Source organism: Shewanella marisflavi, assembly GCF_023283925.1.
GTDB lineage: Bacteria > Pseudomonadota > Gammaproteobacteria > Enterobacterales > Shewanellaceae > Shewanella > Shewanella marisflavi.
Map to the genome: position 1 here is coordinate 102,576 of NZ_JAKIKX010000010.1, position 17,979 is coordinate 120,554.

The window sequence follows — 17,979 nt, forward strand, 5'->3', positions numbered from 1 at the left end:
GTTATTCACCAGTTAGTTCCATGTTGCTTAATCTTTCAGCCCAGCAACCTGTTCCATCTGGAATTAATTCAATTATTTCGACCATTTGCTGTGTAACTTTAGCAATTCGCCCGTGATACAAACCTACGTACTCACCTACACCCAAACGATATACGCTGCCATCATTGGTCTCAATCAATGCCCAAACATTTTTATCTTCACTTAAAGTGCCACGCATCTTTAAGTTATCCAACGCATAAGTTTCCAAGCGACCCTTGCGTCGTTTCAAGTCAGGCTGAAGACAATCTTTCGTCGTATCAATGACCTCTTCGGTCAATTCTCTTGAAGGCGGCACGAAAGGACTACGCATCAACTCGGCTTGATAAGCAAAATGCTCAAATTTAGGCGGTTCTTTCAATGGTGGAACATGTGCAACATGCTGAGCCTTTGTCGTCGTCACAAATGCCTCGAGATCGCTGCGGTCCCCCATACAACCTGTCATCATCAAACCAATGAGCAACAGAGGAAGCTTCTTCATTTTTTCGCCCCCTTAGCCGCGTTATCTTGTGGTACCTGGGCGCCCTCTTTGAAGCGATAGGTCTTAGCCAGAATCTCCATAGCCAACTCACCACTATCACTACGCTTAATCACAAAGTCATGCAGACTCACGATACGAGGAAGTTTCGCCACGCCACTCACCAGATGCCCCATCTCATGGTACTCACCTGTCACCGACATACTGATCGGAAATTCAATATAGAAGTCACGCTGTATCTCTTCTTGCCACTCCAGACTCTGAATCCCCAGCCCCGAATCAGTGGCAACAAAGGTCACATCATCCAATAAGCCCGGCATCTCATTCTGCGAAGGCAGCATCTTTAACAGCTCGGCAAACTGAACTTCCATTACAGCCAACTGCTCCCTGTATAGCTTAAGGTTAGCTGCTAATTGATATTTAGCTTTAAAATCATCCCTCAAGGTCACTTCTTGAGCTTGTTCTCGCTTCAGCGTATCTATGGAGTCCGAGACAAAAAGAAAATAACCCGCGATGAAAATAATAATGGCCAGGAAGGAAGCAAAGACGACCTTAACCTTAGTTGGCCAACCACCAATATTCTCAAAATCGATATCATTAAAGTCACTCAGATCGAGTTTCATTTGCTCGCTCCTTGTGTTGCTTTAGCATCAGCATCGTCTGCATTTTCTTCACCGATAGACACCCTTAAACTGAAGCGCTGAAGCTGACGCATCTCATCGTTTTGAGCAACAATCGACTGCATACTAGGATCATGCAGCCACATGGAGGCCTCTACTTTACGCATCATGTTAGCGACATTGTTATTGGATTCGCTGCGCCCTTGGATCCACAGCAGGCTACCCTTCTTTTCTATGCTAGAAAGATATATTCCTGGTGGCACAATACGCACCAACTCATCTAATACATGAGTCGGTAAATTTCGTGCCTGCTGTAGGTTTAATATGATTTCTGTGCGGCGTTCGATATCTTTCTTGCGCTCGCGGATCTTTTTAATTTCGGCAATTTGTTTTTCTAGTAGTTGAATTTCACCCTGCAAATAAGCATTTCTGCCTCTTTGCTCTTCGGTCATCATATCAATAACCATTAAGGCTAAATAAACGACTAATGAAGCACCGATAAAAACTGCGGCCAATATCCCCAGATAGTCACGCTTTTGTTTTTCTCTCGCTTCTTCACGCCAGGGTAATAGGTTTATGTTCGCCATTGAGAGTAACTCCTCAGCGCCAATCCACACGCGACCATGTATTTATTAATATTGGGCTGTAATTGCGTCTTCACGTCTTCATCAGCATGCAGGCAGCCTAAGAAAGGATCGGCAATGATGGTGTGCACCCCCAGTTCATTAGTCAGAAGGTTCGCCATCCCCTCCAACTTAGAGGTGCCGCCACACAAGACGATATGATCCACCTTATCTTTACCACTCGAAGTGCAGTAAATCTGCAAGGTTCGCTTGATCTGCTGAAGCAGTTGCGTTTGGAAAGGTGAAAGCACCTCAAACATATAGTTGCGAGGAAGGTCCCCTTCGAGCTTGGCCTTCTCAGCTTGCTCATGGGACATTCCGTAGAAAGATAAGATCGACTGGGTAAACTGTTCGCCGCCAAAGGCCTGTTCTCGAATAAAGGTGGTTTCACCTTTCTCCACTACGGCAAAGGTGGTCATGTTGGCACCGATATCCACCAGGGCAACAACCTTATTTTCGGCACCATCGGGTAATTGCGCCGCGACCAACTCAAAAGAACGTCCCAGTGCATAGCCTTCAACATCAATCACTTTCGCTTCGAGATTAATGTCATCTAAGCTGTCGACTCTGGCATCGATGTTTTCAGTTCGGCATGCACTCAGCAGCACATCAACCTTGGAAGGGTCGGCACTGTTAACACTGAGCGTTTCAAAATCTATGCTGACTTCATCGAGTGAATAGGGGATAAGGTTGTCGGCCTCAATCTCGATTTGAGTTTCCATCTCCTCTTCGCTTAGCGAAGCATCCATGTAGATCACCTTGGTCATCACCGCCGATCCTGATACTGCCGCCGCCGCGTATTTTACACTCTTAGGCAAAGAGCGTTTGATGAGCCTTAATGACTCCAAAACTGCATCAGTATCTCTTATTTCATGATCGTTAACGGCACCTTTCTTCACCGGTGCCGCTGCGTGACTCAAAATTTTAAAACCATCAGCAGTCTTACTCAGCAGTATTGCTTTTATCTCGTGGGAACCGATATCGATGCCCACCATCTGCGGAGCCTGACGCTTCCATAAATTTGAAAGCATAGTCCATCATCACTTTTGTTATAGTTTCTGGAATTAGATTAGCACAAAATCAACTCGTTATAGATATTTGTACAAAATGTTTGTAACTTTTACAATTGCCATTTTTTTGACAACCATTTTTGCTTCACCAATAGCTGCTCGCCTTATATACTATTGTGCCTGCTAAATTTATTGGAATAATCTGGTGAAGTGGTTTAAACGAATTACCATCGCTCTATTTAGCCTAGCCCTTTTGGGAATAGGTGCAATTGCTGCGGCCTATTTTTATGTACTACCGGATCTTCCCGATGTTACCACCCTTAAAACCGTAAAGTTACAGACTCCATTACGAATTTACAGCGCTGATGGCAAACTAATCTCACAATTTGGAGAAAAACGCCGCATTCCCGTCGAATATGAACAGGTACCGCAACAGTTAATTAATGCGGTACTCGACACAGAAGATGCCCGCTTCTTCGAACATAAAGGTATCGATCCTATAGGGATCATACGTGCAGCCTTTATTTTGGCCACTACAGGTAAGAAGAGCCAGGGGGCGAGTACCATCACCCAGCAGGTTGCTCGCGGCTTCTTCCTATCTAGAGAAAAAACCTACATACGTAAGATCAAAGAGATCTTTTTAGCGCTTAAGATAGAAAAGGCCCTGAGCAAGAAAGAGATCTTAACCCTCTATCTCAACCGCTCATTTTTAGGTAATCGCGCCTACGGTGTAGGTGCTGCTGCACAGGTCTATTATGGTAAGGAGCTCGAAGAGCTTACCCTGCCCGAAATGGCCATGATTGCCGGTCTTCCACAGGCCCCATCTGCGGCGAACCCTATTCGTAATCCAGCCCGTGCGATGAATCGTCGTAACTGGGTACTCAGCCGTATGCTAGAAAAGGAAAATATCACTCAGGAAGAGTATCAAGCCGCCATTCAAGCACCGATCACGGCCAAATACCATGGAGCCGAGGTTGAGCTATACGCTCCTTATATTTCCGAGATGGCTCGTGACTATCTGGTTGAAACGCTCGGCGAAGAGGAAGCTTATACCGGCGGGTATAACGTCTATACCACCATCGATTCTCGCCTGCAGCTGCTGGCCCAAGAAGCCTTACGTAATAATGTCTATGCCTATGACGAGCGCCACGGCTACCGCGGGCCGACTAAGGTGTTGTGGGAGAGCGAGACTGGCGATAAGAGCCAACCCGTTCAAGCCCAGATCATCGAACAGCTTAAACAGACCAAAAGCTTCCAGGGGCTAGAGCCAGCTGCGGTGATGGAGATCGCAGAACAGAGTGTTAAGGTCATCAATGATAAAGGCGAAACCATTACCCTTGAATGGGAAGGGATCAAATGGGCACGCAAGTTCATCACCAATAAGCGTCAAGGCAAGGCCCCTAAGACAGCCGACGAAATCCTAAAGGTTGGCGAACAGATCTGGATCAGAAACAACGGTAACATCTGGCAGCTTTCACAGATACCAGAGGTGGCTAGCGCAATCGTCTCCTTAGATCCTCATAACGGCGCCATCAGGACACTCGTAGGCGGCTACAGCTTCCACACCAGTCAATACAACCGTGTCACCCAAGCTAAGCGCCAATTGGGCTCTAACATTAAACCTTTCATCTATACGGGTGCACTCGAAAAAGGCTATACCCTAGCCACACTGATCAATAACGCGCCTATCAACAATGCTGACATACGTCAGGGGACTGCATGGCGACCTAAAAACTCGCCCGACAAATACACGGGGCCGACACGCCTGCGAGTTGGCCTAGCGCAATCGATCAACGTGATGTCGGTACGTGCCATGCGTTATACCGGACTGGAGAGTGCCATCGATACCTTAGTCAAATTCGGTTTCGATCGTGAAGACTTGCCGCAAAACGAATCACTGGCACTGGGCTCACCTTCTGTGACTCCACTACAGGTAGTGACCGCCTTCTCGGTATTCGCTAACGGTGGCTACCGGGTAGAACCTTATTTTATTGATCATATCGATAATGCCTACGAGCAAACTGTAGAGCAGGCCAACCCAACATTAGCCTGCACACCGGAATTGCCAGAGCCGCAGGAGGCTCAACCAGACGATCCTTTCGCCGCTATGGCCCAAGAACTGTCTAGCCAGGACGTTACCGCGGCAGAGGATCCTAACTGTCCTAGCACGGCACGCCATGCACCGCAGATCATCAGCGAACAGACCGCTTTCTTGATCACCGAAGCCCTTAAGAGTGTTATCTGGGGTGGCGGCGACTGGAGTAAAGGTACTGGCTGGAACGGGACGGCCTGGCGCGCTGCGCGTGTCGTTAACCGCCGCGATATCGCCGGTAAGACAGGTACCACCAATGAATCGAAGGACACCTGGTTCAGCGGCTACACACCGACACTCGCAACCACAGTCTGGGTCGGATTCGATGATCATAGTATTGAGCTAGGCCGCACCGCTTGGAATACCAATGGCGCGAAAGATCAGATCTCGGGCGCCGAAGCTGGTGCCAAGACGGCCGGTCCTGGTTGGAACGAATTTATGAAACATGCCCTCGAAGGCACGCCTGAACTGCCGTCTCCACCACCGGAAGGCATAGTATCGGCTCGTATCGATCTGGCCACTGGTAAACTGAGCCGCAAAACAGATCACACGAGTAAGTTCGAGTACTTCATTCAGGGAACCGAACCCAAAGAGTTTGCTACCGAGGCACAGACTCAAGAAGATATCTTTATCGATGATTCGGTGGAAGATCTGTTCCAATAACCGTCAGATGGGCTGGTGTCACTCGCCACCAGCCCAGTACATTTCACTAGCTTCAAGCCATTTTTCAGTGAATTTATAGCGCCAATTTTTTGGAGCTTATAAAACTTTAGACGTAAAAAAACCTGCGACTGCAGGTTTTTTAATCGATTGATATGGCTGGAATTATCTAATTTAGCTTTTCGATGCGAGCGCAGCCTTCACCTGAGTGAGTGACGTCCCGCCCAAGGCCTCACGTTTCGCTAAACAAGAGTCTATCGTCAGGCATTGATAAACATCTTCTTGGATGACACCAGCGAACGCCTGCAGGCTAGATAACTCGAAGTCTTCGATAGGCTTTTTCTGTGCAATCGCTTCGACCACCACCTCACCCACTACATGATGCGCCTCTCTAAATGGCATGCCTTTAGCGACTAGGTAATCGGCCAGTTCTGTGGCATTGGCATATCCCTGTTGGGCGGCCAACAGGGTATTCTCTCTGTTCACCTTAAGGCCTGATAGCACCAGAGCCGCCATCTCCAGACAGATAGACCAGCTGTCCATCACGTCAAACAAGCCCTCTTTGTCTTCCTGCATATCCTTGTTATAGGCCAGTGGCAACGCCTTCATGGTCGTCAGAATACCCATCAGGCTGCCATATACCCGGCCCGTCTTACCCCGGATCAGCTCAAGTGCATCTGGGTTTTTCTTCTGCGGCATCAGCGATGAGCCCGAGGTAACCTGATCGTCCAGCTCGATAAAGCCCGCCTCGCCACTGTTGAAGAAGATAAGATCTTCGGCCATACGGCTAAGGTGCATCATGCTAATCGCGGCGTCTGAACATAGCTCAATCACGTGATCTCTATCTGACACTGTATCCAGGCTGTTAAGGGTTGGCGAGGCAAATCCCAGCGACTTGGCCAGCGCATGTCTGTCCATCGGATAAGCGGTACCGGCCAGCGCACCTGTGCCCAGCGGACAGGTATCGAGACGCTGTAAACAATCTTGCAGACGGCTAATATCACGCTCAAACATCTCCACATAGGCCAGACACCAGTGACCGAAGGCCACAGGCTGCGCCCGCTGCAGATGGGTATAGCCAGGCATCACTGCATCCAGCTCACGCTCAGCAAGCGACAGCAAGGCTGCCTTTAACTGTGCCAGCAGTTCAAGCAAGGCTTGGCCTTCCTTCTTGCACCAGAGCTTAAGATCGGTCGCCACCTGATCGTTACGCGAGCGGCCTGTATGTAACTTCTTACCCAGATCCCCTACTTTGGCAATCAAGGCTTGTTCGACAAAGCTATGAATGTCTTCGGCACCCGAGGCTAAAATCGTCTCAGGCTGATCTTTTACTTCATCGAGTAAATCTTGTAACGCCTGCTTAAGTGACTGGCATTCTTCTTGGGTGAGAATCCCTACCCCTGTGATGGCATCGGCCCAGGCAATAGAGCCGATAATATCTTCTTCTACCAGACGATAGTCGACCGGCAATGAGTCATTGAAAAGTTTAAACAATGTGCTGCTTTCTTGGCTAAATCTGCCGCCCCATAACGCCATCTTACTATCCTCTTAAATAAGCTCTTTAAATCTGCTCTTAACATAAAGGGGCGTTCGCCGCCCCTTTATTAACTCGTCGACTCTACTTAACGTTCAGCGCCCGGATACGGCTCGCCAATGAATAAAGACGAATGAATCCTTCGGCATCTTTCTGGTTATAGACTTCATCTTCACCAAAGGTGGCAAATTCTTCGGAATAGAGGCTGTTTGGCGAACGCTTCTTCACCGCCTGAGCCTGACCCTTGTAGAGCTTAAGCACCACTTCACCATTGAGCAGATTTGCCAGTGGCTGCGAAGCCCCCAGCAGTGACTCACATAATGGGGTAAACCAACGACCGTCATATACAAGATGGGCCATCTTAGCGCCAACTTGCTCACGCCATTCACGGCTGGTCTTATCTAGCACCAGTTCTTCAATCGCTCTTAGCGCGGCGAACATTACCGTGCCGCCCGGGGTTTCGTAACAACCACGAGATTTCATGCCCACCAAACGGTTTTCGGTGATATCGATACGTCCTACGCCATGAGCACCGGCAATCTCATTGAGCGCCATCAGGGCACCATAGGGAGTGTATGACTGACCATTAACCTTAGTGATGCGACCAGCTTCCATCTCAACCGAGACATACTCAGGCTCATCGGGGGCATCTTCTGGTGCAACTGTCATGGTCCATACTTCTTTGCTAGGCTCGTTCCATGGATCTTCCAGTTCACCACCTTCGTGAGAGATATGCCAGGCGTTAGCGTCACGGCTATAGATCTTAGTCGCCGAGGCAGTGGTCTTGATGTTACGCTCCGCCAAGTAATCTAGCAGGTCTTCACGGCTGACCATACTCCACTCACGCCATGGGGCAATCACCTTAAGATCCGGTGCCAAGGCGGCAAAACAGCCTTCAAAACGCACCTGATCGTTACCCTTACCGGTACAACCATGACAAACGGCATCAGCACCGACTTTACGCGCCACTTCCACCTGGGCCTTGGCGATAATAGGTCTGGCCATAGAGGTACCCAGCAGATAAGTCCCCTCATAGATGGCACCGGTCGCGATAGTCGGATAGATGTAATCGGCCACCAGCTCCTCTTTTAGATCAACGATATAGCACTCGGACGCACCAGAGGCGATAGCCTTCTCATGCAGACCTTCGAGCTCAGCCTCACCCTGGCCGACGTCGGCACAGAAAGCGACAATTTCACAATTGTCATAGTTCTCTTTTAGCCAAGGAATGATCGCCGATGTATCCAGTCCACCTGAGTAGGCCAGTACCACTTTCTTCACTGATGTGTTGTTGTTTTCGATAGACATTTCGTTTTCCTAAATACTCAATTCGTTGGCCCAATTCACCCATTGGGATTGTTCATTAACTCAGTAGGGTCACTAATACGGCATTTTGTGCATGCATGCGGTTTTCTGCCTGCTGCAAGATCAATGAGCCAGCCCCGTCGACCACCTCGGCGGCCACTTCCACCCCACGGTAGGCTGGCAGACAGTGCATGAAGAACTTGGCCCCGGCCTTGTTCATCAAATCGGTGTCGACATGATATGGGGCAAATTTAGCTTTGATCTCATCTAGACTGGCGCTATCTCCCATGGAGATCCAGGTATCAGTATAGATGGCATCATGGCCAGCGATCGCTTCGACATCTGAGCTCAATACCAGCTCACCGCCATGGGCCTCGGCTATCGCCTGCGCCTCCAAAACCACCTTACCATCAGGAAAATGACCTTGGGGACAGATCACCGTCATCTTGGCACCGAGTAACGCCGCACCATACATGAGCGAGTGGGTTACATTATTGCCATCACCGACATAGGCCAGCTTAACCTTGCTGACATCGTCGAACTGTTCTGACAGAGTCAAAAAGTCAGCCAACCCCTGACAGGGATGGTACATGTCCGACAACGCGTTGATCACCGGCACACTGCCATGCTCTGCAAGCTGTTCAATGGTCGAGTGAGCAAAAGTTCTCGCCACAATGGCATCGGCCCAACAAGAGATGTTAGCGGCGAAATCAGATACTGGTTCACGCTTGCCCAGGGCACCATTTTGCTGATCCAGGTAAAGACAATGACCACCTAACTTATTAATACCGATGTCAAAGCTCACGCGAGTACGCAGCGATGGCTTTTCGAATAACATCACGACACTCTTACCATCGAGTGCTTTGCGATAGTCTTCTGGATTGGCCTTGATCGTTTTCGCCAGAGCGAGTAGGTCGATCAGTTGCTGCTGGTTTAGCTCTTTTATCGATAATAGGTGATTCATAGCTCTACTCCTAGATGAATACTCTTCTCATTGTTCCGTTTAATTAATGTGGCAATACCTGAGTGCCAATAGACTCGCCCTTCTCCAGCGCGATTAACTGTTCGGCGTCGCGCCAGGAAGCCACCTGCACAGGTTGCCCCATCCACTGTGCAACCTCTAATGCCGCCTCAACTTTAACCTTCATACCTTTCTCGATAACGCCCAACTTGGTCAACTCATCGGCATGAGCCTTATCCAAGGTCTTAATTAACTGCCCTTTGCCGTCTAGCACGCCGCTGACATCTGACAACAATACCAATTGACCTTCCACTAGCTTGGCGATCACAGTCGCCGCCTGATCGGCATTGACGTTAAGCAGATTGCCCGCGTCATCTACGGCTATTGAGCTAACAATCGGCATCCAGCCTTGCGCTAACAAGAAGTTGAGATAAGCAGGATTGTTAGGGGAGACTTCACCCACAAAGCCGAGTTGCTCATCTTTGATGGCTGCATTCACAATGCCGCCATCACACAGGCTCATACCGACACAGGTAATGCCGGCTTTGACCGCACTGGCCTGTAAAATTTTATTGGAGGTACCGGCTAGCGCACCGACGACAATAGGTACCTGCTCTTCGGGAGTGACACGCAAACCGTCCAGTTTAACTGTCTCCATACCATTGGCTTTTAACTGCTCGTCTACCAGGCAACCGCCACCGTGAACCAAGACGACAGATTGCCCCGACTTAATAATGTTGGCGGCACTAGTCATCAAGCGTGTCAGCCCCATTTCACATTGCATCAAGGCGCCACCCACTTTAAGCACTAAGGTTTTCTTACTTGCCGACATAGCTACTTCTCTCTTATCCAGGTGACAAAATTAATAATTAAAATGAATCTTTATGCATTGATGCGCCTGACTGGCCGCACCTTTCATCAGGTTATCGATGGCGCTCGCCACCACCAGGTAACCATTGAGAGGATCAAACTTCCATCCCAGTAGGCAGTTTGGGGTGTGCACCACATCGTCCACCTTAGGAAATTGATTATGGTACACATTTACCAGAGGTGCAGAGTCATACACTTGATAGGCCTTGGCAATATCACTCTCAGTCACGCCTGGCTTCATCTGCACCGTGATAGTGGCCAGAATGCCACGTTTAAAGTTGCCTAGATGAGGGGTAAAGATCACCTGCTGCCCCAACTGAGTCGCGATCTCAGGTTGATGTCTGTGACCTAGTACGCCGTAAGGAGTCAAGCTCACCTCACAGAAGCTGGTATGTAGCTGGGCCTTTCTGCCAGCACCCGTCACGCCGCTGACGGCATTGATCACGGGTAGGCTGTCTGTCATGAGATCTTTAAGAGGTTTCAGTGCCGTTAGCGAGGCCGTTGGGTAACAGCCAGGCACGGCAATCATCTTGCTACTAGCAATCCCTTCGGCATTCCACTCTGCCAGACCATAGACAGCCTGAGCCAACACCTCTGGATAGAGATGTTCAAAACCATACCATTTAGGATATTGCTCGATATCAGCGAAACGGTAAGCACCGCTAAGGTCGAATACCGCCAGACCCGCCTGATAGAACCAAGCAGCCAGATGCAGGCTCACACCGTGATCGGTCGCCAACACCACGGCATCGGCCTCATCGACTATTGCTTGCTTGGCCTGCTCAGTCAGTGGCGCCAAACAAAGATCAATATGGCTATAAACCGGATACAGGCTGGCCAATGTTTTGCCCTTATCCAGGCTATGTTCCGAAACATAAAGACCTTGAATCTCTAGCTGATCATCCGCTTGGATCAGTGAAGTAATTTGTGCACCTGTGTAACCACTGGCGCCAATTATCGCTATGCTTTTCATACTTTGTGACTTCTATATTAAGTTAACGCTAAAAAAGAGAGGGGCACTACTTAAGCCCTGGTATAGATACCAATATGACAAGATTATCGTCGCAGGAAGTGAATACTGCTAACCTTATATGCAGAATGTAAGAATGAATTGTTCATTTTTTGTCTCGAAGTTAAGCCTTAAATAATGGCGCTTGTTTCAGCTGTTTGATAGACTACCACAACAAACTAATTATGCAATAATATTGAATAGATATTTTTAAATAAAATTGGTGAATTGAATTAAATGATGAAAAATTTTCCTGATATCAAACAGTCCTTCTGTGAACTCATCGCAACCCCCTCTATCAGCGCCCTAGAAGCAGAGCTGGATATGAGTAATCAGGGAGTGGTGACGCTGCTCAGTCAATGGCTCAGTGATCTCGGCTTCGAATGCCAAATACAAGCGGTTGCCGATACCCGCGGCAAAAACAATCTACTTGCCAAGATAGGTCAGGGACGTGGCGGTCTGCTACTGGCAGGCCATACCGATACAGTCCCCTTCGACCAAGGCCGTTGGAGCCAAGATCCCTTTACCCTGACGGAGAAAGATAACCGTTGGTACGGGCTCGGCACCTGCGACATGAAAGGTTTTTTTGCCTTGGTTATTGAGGCTGTACGCCAGATGCCGACACAGGATTTCGTTCGGCCACTCTATATACTCGCCAGTGCCGATGAAGAGACCACGATGAACGGCGCCAAGGCCTTCGCCCAATCCAAAGCCATTGCCCCTGAATATGCACTCATAGGCGAGCCCACCGGATTAAAACCCGTATATATGCATAAGGGACATCTGGCCCAAGGCATTCGCATCACGGGGCGCAGCGGTCACTCCTCCGATCCCGACAAAGGGCTAAACGCCATTGAGATCATGCACCAGATCATTGGCCAGCTGCTCAAGCTAAAACAACATTTAGCCGACAACTATCGCGAAGAAGCCTTCAGCGTGCCCTATCCCACGATGAACTTCGGCCATATTCATGGAGGCGACGCCGCCAATCGCATCTGCGGCTGCTGCGATCTCCATCTGGATATCCGCCCCCTTCCCGGTCTGCCGCTAGAAGTTTTGGAGCAACTACTGATCCAATACCTTGCCGAACTTAGCCAGCGTTACCCAGGGGCTATCAACATTAGTCAGCTTTATCCCGGCTCTCAGCCCTTTGCCGGACAAGCCGATAATCAATGGTCACAGCTAGTTGCTCAGCTATCTAATACGGCGCCAGAAGTCGTTAACTACGCCACCGAGGCCCCCTATATTCAACAGCTAGGCTGTCAAACCCTGGTGTGGGGACCGGGCAGCATAGAGCAGGCCCATCAACCAGACGAGTATCTGGACACCGCCTACATCAACAAAACCGTAGACTTACTTAAGCAGTTGATTTACCAAGCTTGTATAAAGCCGTCTTAAGATCACCATAAAAAATTCACGCAAGGTGATATAGAACACATAAGCATACGATATGAAGATATGCTGTATTGACCTAAACCTGATAGCCTAGGTATGGTGATTGATTAACTAGTGGGTATGGAGCATTTATGACAGATATGTACGCGTCGCTGCGATCTAATGTAGGCACCTTAGGCCAAATATTAGGCGATACCATTCGCACGCACATGGACGAACCATTTTTAGATAAAATTGAACAGATAAGACATCTTGCTAAAAGCTCTCGTCAGGGTAATGATACCGCCAGAGAACAGATGCTCACCCTATTGGCCGCCTTACCAGATGAAGAGCTAGTCCCCTTTGCCAAAGCCTTCAATCAATTTTTAAACCTAGCCAATATCGCAGAACAATTTCATACCATCAGCCGCAACTGTGACGAACTGGTATGCGTACCAGACCCAGTGGATCAACTCTTAGGACGCATGCTCAACGGCCGCATAGATCAAGATAAGATGCTTGAATGTCTGCAGACACTCGATATCGATCTAGTACTCACGGCCCACCCAACAGAGATCTCACGTCGCACCCTGATCCAGAAATATTCCGCCGTGGTTGATTGTCTTGCCACCTTGGAAAACCCTCTGCTCACCGAAAAAGAGAAAAAACGAAATCACCTCAGGCTCAGACAGCTTATCGCCCAGATTTGGCACACCAACGAGATACGCCACGAGCGACCAACACCTGTAGATGAAGCCCGCTGGGGCCTCAGCACAATAGAAGCCTCGCTCTGGCACGCCATTCCCGATTTCATGCGTCAACTCAACGAGCAAGTCGAAGAGCGCACCGGCAAACAACTGCCCAGCGACATGGCACCGATCCGCTTCTCTAGCTGGATGGGGGGCGATCGCGATGGCAACCCATTCGTCACAGCCAAAATCACTCAGGAAGTGCTGGATCGCAACCGCCACACAGCAGCACGTCTCTACCTTAAAGATGTGGTCTTGCTCGTTAATGAGCTGTCGATGGAAGAGGCCAATGACGAGCTTCTAGCCCTCACCAATCATAGTCATGAGCCATATAGAGAGGTGCTGCGCGAGCTAAGACAAAAACTGCGCGATACCATAGATTACTTAAATGCCCGTCTTGAGGGTCATTCGCCCGAAGTGGATCTCGACACCTTAATCTGGCACGAGGAAGATCTTAAGCAGCCATTGACCCTGCTTTACCAAAGCCTAAATGAGTCGGGTATGAGCCTGATTGCTAACGGTCTGCTATTGGATATGCTGCGTCGACTCGCTTGCTTCGGAATCCATATGCTACGCCTGGATATCCGCCAAGATGCCCAGCGTCATAGCGACGCTATCGCCGAACTGACTCGTTATCTGGGTCTAGGCGACTATGATCACTGGGACGAACATGAAAAACAGGCCTTCCTGCTCAGGGAGTTAAGTGGCAAACGCCCTCTCATCCCCCATAACTGGCAGCCCAGCGACGATGTGGCCGAGGTGATCAGCACAGTCAGGCTGATCGCTAATCAGTCTTCGAAGGCGTTAGGCTCCTATGTGATCTCCATGGCTAGCCAGCCCTCAGATGTATTGGCCGTACTCCTGTTACTTAAAGAGGCTGGCTGCCAACACCCAATGCGTGTCGTCCCCCTATTCGAAACTCTGGACGATCTTAATAATGCCTCTAGCTGCATGTCGGCGCTATTTGCCATCGACTGGTATCGTGGCTACTGCAAGGGTAGCCAAGAGGTGATGATAGGTTACTCAGATTCGGCTAAAGATGCCGGCGTTATGGCCGCCGCCTGGGCTCAATATAGTGCTCAGGAGAAACTGGTTAAGGTCTGTGCCCAAGCCGATATCAAACTCACTCTATTCCACGGCCGTGGCGGCACCATAGGCCGTGGTGGCGGACCAGCACACAAGGCGATCTTGTCACAGCCCCCGGGCTCTGTGGATGGACGTATTCGCGTCACCGAGCAGGGAGAGATGATCCGCTTCAAGTTCGGCCTGCCTAAGCTGGCGGTACAAAGCTTGGCGCTGTACACCTCTGCCGTGATGGAGGCCACCCTATTGCCGCCGCCAGAACCTAAGCCTGAATGGCGTGAAGCAATGGAGCGCCTCGCCGGCGATTCTGTCCAAGCTTACCGTGCTATCGTACGTGAGGAACCCGATTTTGTGGCTTATTTCCGCGCGGCGACACCAGAGGTCGAGCTGGGCAAGCTGCCCCTGGGCAGTCGTCCGGCCAAACGCCGTGTCGATGGAGGCATCGAAAGCCTGCGTGCGATTCCCTGGATCTTTGCCTGGTCGCAAAACCGCTTGATGCTGCCCGCTTGGTTAGGCGCGGGAGAAGCACTACAACAAGCAGCCGACAGAGGTGAGTTAGGCCTGCTACGAGAGATGGAGAAAGAGTGGCCTTTCTTTGAGACACGTATCTCCATGCTTGAGATGGTCTATGCCAAGGCAGAACCTAACCTGGCAAAATACTATGAAACCTGTCTGGTGCCTAAGGAACTGCATCACCTGGGTGAAGCGCTGCGCGCCAGAATGGCAACCGGGATCAAGGTGGTATTGGAGCTGACACAATCTGATGCCCTGATGTCCCATACGCCGTGGAACCGCGAGTCGGTAGAGCTACGTAACCCCTATATCGATCCGCTCAACTTCCTTCAGGCAGAGCTATTGGCCCGAACTCGCAAAGAAGAAGCGGGTTCGAGTAATGTGGAATTAGCGCTAATGTTGACCATAGCCGGCGTCGCGGCAGGTATGAGAAACACAGGCTAATGAAACAGCTGACCCTACTTGGCCTCATGATGCTGCTATTGACCGCCTGTGTTAGTCAATACAGCATCAGTGAGCGCCAGCTCACTAACTATCTCAATGAGGAGATGCATTTCGAGGTCAAGGAAGGCAATCGCTTCTTCGGCATAGAGATGAAGATTAATGATGTGAAGGTCAAGTTAGGTCATAAGGCTGACACTATGGCGATTGCGGCAAACAGTCAAATTAAGGTGGCCAATCCGCTAATGCCCCTTAACGCCACCATGACGGCCGAGTTCGAGGCTAAGCCTTGGTATGATACCAACCAGCATAGCCTCTACCTTAGAGAACTAAAACTGGTCAAACTGACCTCTAGCCCCAAAGATCTTGAGCAAGCCATGGGACAGGCCGCACCTCAGGTCATGCGCTTTATCACCCACTTTCTGGAAACCCAGCCTGTATATGTACTCGATACACAGGAAGGCAATCAGGCGCTTCTGGCAGAGATGACCAAACGCATCGAGGTGGTCCCCGGAAAAATTAATCTCATCTTTAAAGATTAGGGCGATCAAGGCTCGCCCTAACTCTATTGCCTGAGTCTCACATCAGCAGGTTATTTGGCAAATCTGGGATAAGAAGCATAGTCGACCAATACCGAAGTATCGTCCAACTCGCGCCTGAGCATATCCAAGGCGACGGCACTGCTCAGCTGCCTCACCAGCTCACGGGAGCGCGCCGGAAATTTTAGCATCTGGCTATATACCCCTTGTTTGGTGGCTAAAGCGATGGCTACTGTCCCCACAGGCTTAGCATCGCTGCCGCCATCAGGACCGGCAATGCCACTGGTGGCAAGCGCGTAATCGCTATCAAGTAGAGCTCTAGCGCCTTTAGCCATCTCCTCGACCGTTGCAATCGAAACAGCGCCATGATCATCCAGAGTCGCAGGCTGAACCCCTAACACCTTGACCTTAGACTCATTGCTATAGGTCACCAGCCCTTGATCCAGATACTGTGAGCTTCCGGCAAAGGCGACCAGGTTGCTGGCAATCATACCGCCAGTACAAGACTCAGCCACACTCAAACGCTTGCCCGAGGCTAACAGACGGTTATGAATCACTTGCGCCAAGGAGGTCACATTCTGCCCGACAACCGCATTGCCGAGTCGGCTCATCACCTCAGCCTTTAGCTCATCTAACTTGGCGATAGCATCCTGCCCTCTGGCAAATAGCTTAATTTCGATATAAGGCATAAAAGAGCGGTAGCCTAAGGTGATCCCGCTGGGAAGCGCGATACTTTCGAGCTTGTCAGCAAGCGCCGACTCCCCCTGACCTATGGTCAATAATTTCTGAACCTCGACTTCGACATGACTATCGGCAATCTGCTCGACAAAGGGAATAAATTGCTCAGTCACCATCTTTTTAAATTCAAAGGGCACACCTGGCGTGAAAAAAAGCCAGGCTCGATTAAGCTTCACTCTAAAGCCACAGGCTGTCCCAACTGGATTGTCCACCATAATGGCTGAAGCGGGCAGCATCGCCTGCTTGAGATTACTTGCGGGCATCTGTCGCCCATTGCGCGTAAACCACTCTTGAATACGTTCGCGCCATAGGGTGCATTCAACTAATGGCTCCCTCTTGGCAATCGCCATTGCCTCAGAAGACATGTCGTCACTGGTTGGCCCCAGACCACCGTTAACTAAGATGACATCGGCGTGCTCACTACGCTGACGAAATACTTCAACCAGATCATCCATACGATCGCCAACGGTAATACGCTGCTGCATCTCTATACCATGATCCATCATAGTATTGGCTGCCCATGCCGCATTGGTATCGACTATCTGTCCCGACAGCACCTCTTCACCAGTACAGATCATTTCTATTTTCATATCCATCCCTTGAAACTAAGCGATTTAACTTTGCCATAAGGTAGGTAAGGCCGCTCTGAATAGCAATAGACAATAGGACAACTCAGCAGATATTCACATTCGTCGGCGTTAGCGCCCCTTTACAGGTCTTATCGCTCTAAACAATTTTAAAGTCAGCCGCTACAAGCGAACTAGACTCATTAAATCATTATGGCAAACGAAACTACAGGGAAGAGATACGCATAAACTAATCCTAATGAGGATTTTGGCTCTTAACCATCACAAGCGAGAAATGCCGATAAGCCATCACTTTCGATATGACTAAGCTTCTTATCTCATGACGCACGAATAGGCCTATGAACGAGAAACAGGGAATGTCGAGCTGCCAATTTGCATGGATGCATATCGCGAAGCGATGCGCTTACGCTCGTAAAGAGCCAATACAGCTAAGGAAGACGAGATTTGACTGCATGTGCCTTAGCCCGCGATAGTTTTTATCACACAACGAAAAAAGCCTCTGCATTTCTGCAGAGGCTTTCGTCTTAATGTTGGCGGAGCGGACGGGACTCGAACCCGCGACCCCCGGCGTGACAGGCCGGTATTCTAACCAACTGAACTACCGCTCCTTTAGTAACACGCTTACGCGGGATACTAAATTAGGCGCCTGGAAATGACCTACTCTCACATGGGGAGACCCCACACTACCATCGGCGCGATTGCGTTTCACTTCTGAGTTCGGGATGGGATCAGGTGGGACCACAATGCTATGGTTTCC

General features: G+C 49.8%; 14 protein-coding genes, 1 tRNA gene and 1 rRNA gene. 4 read left to right on the plus strand and 12 right to left on the minus strand.

Annotation, left to right across the window (positions count from 1 at the left end; genetic code table 11):
* Nucleotide 1: 1 nt before the first annotated feature.
* From L2712_RS16900 to L2712_RS16915, 4 genes are read right to left on the minus strand one after another with little or no spacing between them, the layout of a single operon-like run.
* Nucleotides 2–517, minus strand: a complete 516-nt coding sequence (locus tag L2712_RS16900) for a pilus assembly protein PilP (protein ID WP_033540423.1) — start codon at nt 515–517, stop codon at nt 2–4.
* Entirely contained in the window at nt 514–1,137 is a 624-nt protein-coding gene (locus L2712_RS16905) for a type IV pilus inner membrane component PilO (protein ID WP_033540424.1), read from the minus strand. The genes L2712_RS16900 and L2712_RS16905 overlap by 4 nt, the downstream gene beginning before the upstream one ends.
* Nucleotides 1,134–1,721, minus strand: coding sequence for a PilN domain-containing protein (locus L2712_RS16910; protein WP_033540425.1), 588 nt, complete (start codon nt 1,719–1,721; stop codon nt 1,134–1,136). Before L2712_RS16910 ends, L2712_RS16905 begins: the two co-directional genes overlap by 4 nt.
* Nucleotides 1,709–2,788: a pilus assembly protein PilM gene (locus tag L2712_RS16915; RefSeq protein ID WP_033540426.1), complete on the minus strand. Its 1,080-nt coding sequence runs from the start codon at nt 2,786–2,788 to the stop codon at nt 1,709–1,711. The genes L2712_RS16910 and L2712_RS16915 overlap by 13 nt, the downstream gene beginning before the upstream one ends.
* 184 nt (nt 2,789–2,972) lie before the next feature.
* Between L2712_RS16915 and L2712_RS16920 the strand changes: the two genes are divergently transcribed.
* Nucleotides 2,973–5,522, plus strand: coding sequence for a penicillin-binding protein 1A (locus L2712_RS16920; RefSeq protein WP_248978465.1), 2,550 nt, complete (start codon nt 2,973–2,975; stop codon nt 5,520–5,522).
* A gap of 171 nt (nt 5,523–5,693) precedes the next feature.
* On the opposite strand, the gene argH is transcribed toward L2712_RS16920, so the two are convergent.
* The 5 genes from argH to argC form a co-directional block, all read right to left on the minus strand.
* Entirely contained in the window at nt 5,694–7,055 is a 1,362-nt protein-coding gene (gene argH, locus L2712_RS16925; protein ID WP_248978466.1) for an argininosuccinate lyase, read from the minus strand.
* Between the two features lie 82 nt (nt 7,056–7,137).
* Nucleotides 7,138–8,361, minus strand: coding sequence for an argininosuccinate synthase (locus L2712_RS16930; RefSeq protein ID WP_248978467.1), 1,224 nt, complete (start codon nt 8,359–8,361; stop codon nt 7,138–7,140).
* A gap of 55 nt (nt 8,362–8,416) precedes the next feature.
* Nucleotides 8,417–9,322, minus strand: a complete 906-nt coding sequence (locus tag L2712_RS16935) for an ornithine carbamoyltransferase (protein WP_033540430.1) — start codon at nt 9,320–9,322, stop codon at nt 8,417–8,419.
* A 43-nt stretch (nt 9,323–9,365) separates the two neighbouring features.
* The gene (argB, locus tag L2712_RS16940; protein WP_248978468.1) at nt 9,366–10,151 is read right to left on the minus strand and encodes an acetylglutamate kinase; all 786 of its coding nucleotides are present in this window, start codon (nt 10,149–10,151) and stop codon (nt 9,366–9,368) included.
* Between the two features lie 30 nt (nt 10,152–10,181).
* On the minus strand, nt 10,182–11,162 hold the full coding sequence (gene argC / locus L2712_RS16945) for an N-acetyl-gamma-glutamyl-phosphate reductase (protein ID WP_248978469.1): 981 nt from the start codon (nt 11,160–11,162) through the stop codon (nt 10,182–10,184).
* A gap of 276 nt (nt 11,163–11,438) precedes the next feature.
* Between argC and argE the strand changes: the two genes are divergently transcribed.
* From argE to L2712_RS16960, 3 genes are all read left to right on the plus strand, one after another.
* Complete coding sequence (gene argE, locus L2712_RS16950; RefSeq protein WP_248978470.1) at nt 11,439–12,596, plus strand: acetylornithine deacetylase; 1,158 nt, start codon at nt 11,439–11,441, stop codon at nt 12,594–12,596.
* A 128-nt stretch (nt 12,597–12,724) separates the two neighbouring features.
* A complete protein-coding gene (gene ppc, locus L2712_RS16955) occupies nt 12,725–15,361 on the plus strand; it encodes a phosphoenolpyruvate carboxylase (RefSeq protein WP_033540433.1) in 2,637 nt (878 codons plus the stop codon).
* A complete protein-coding gene (locus L2712_RS16960) occupies nt 15,361–15,900 on the plus strand; it encodes a YceB family lipoprotein (protein WP_248978471.1) in 540 nt (179 codons plus the stop codon). Before ppc ends, L2712_RS16960 begins: the two co-directional genes overlap by 1 nt.
* Before the next feature lie 50 nt (nt 15,901–15,950).
* Here the strand turns inward: L2712_RS16960 and L2712_RS16965 are convergent, their stop codons facing one another.
* The 3 genes from L2712_RS16965 to rrf all read right to left on the minus strand — a co-directional run.
* A complete protein-coding gene (locus L2712_RS16965) occupies nt 15,951–17,225 on the minus strand; it encodes a CinA family nicotinamide mononucleotide deamidase-related protein (RefSeq protein WP_248978472.1) in 1,275 nt (424 codons plus the stop codon).
* Nucleotides 17,226–17,753: 528 nt separating this feature from the next.
* Nucleotides 17,754–17,830 (minus strand) — tRNA-Asp (locus L2712_RS16970).
* A gap of 36 nt (nt 17,831–17,866) precedes the next feature.
* Nucleotides 17,867–17,979 (minus strand): 5S ribosomal RNA (gene rrf / locus L2712_RS16975); the annotation flags it as partial.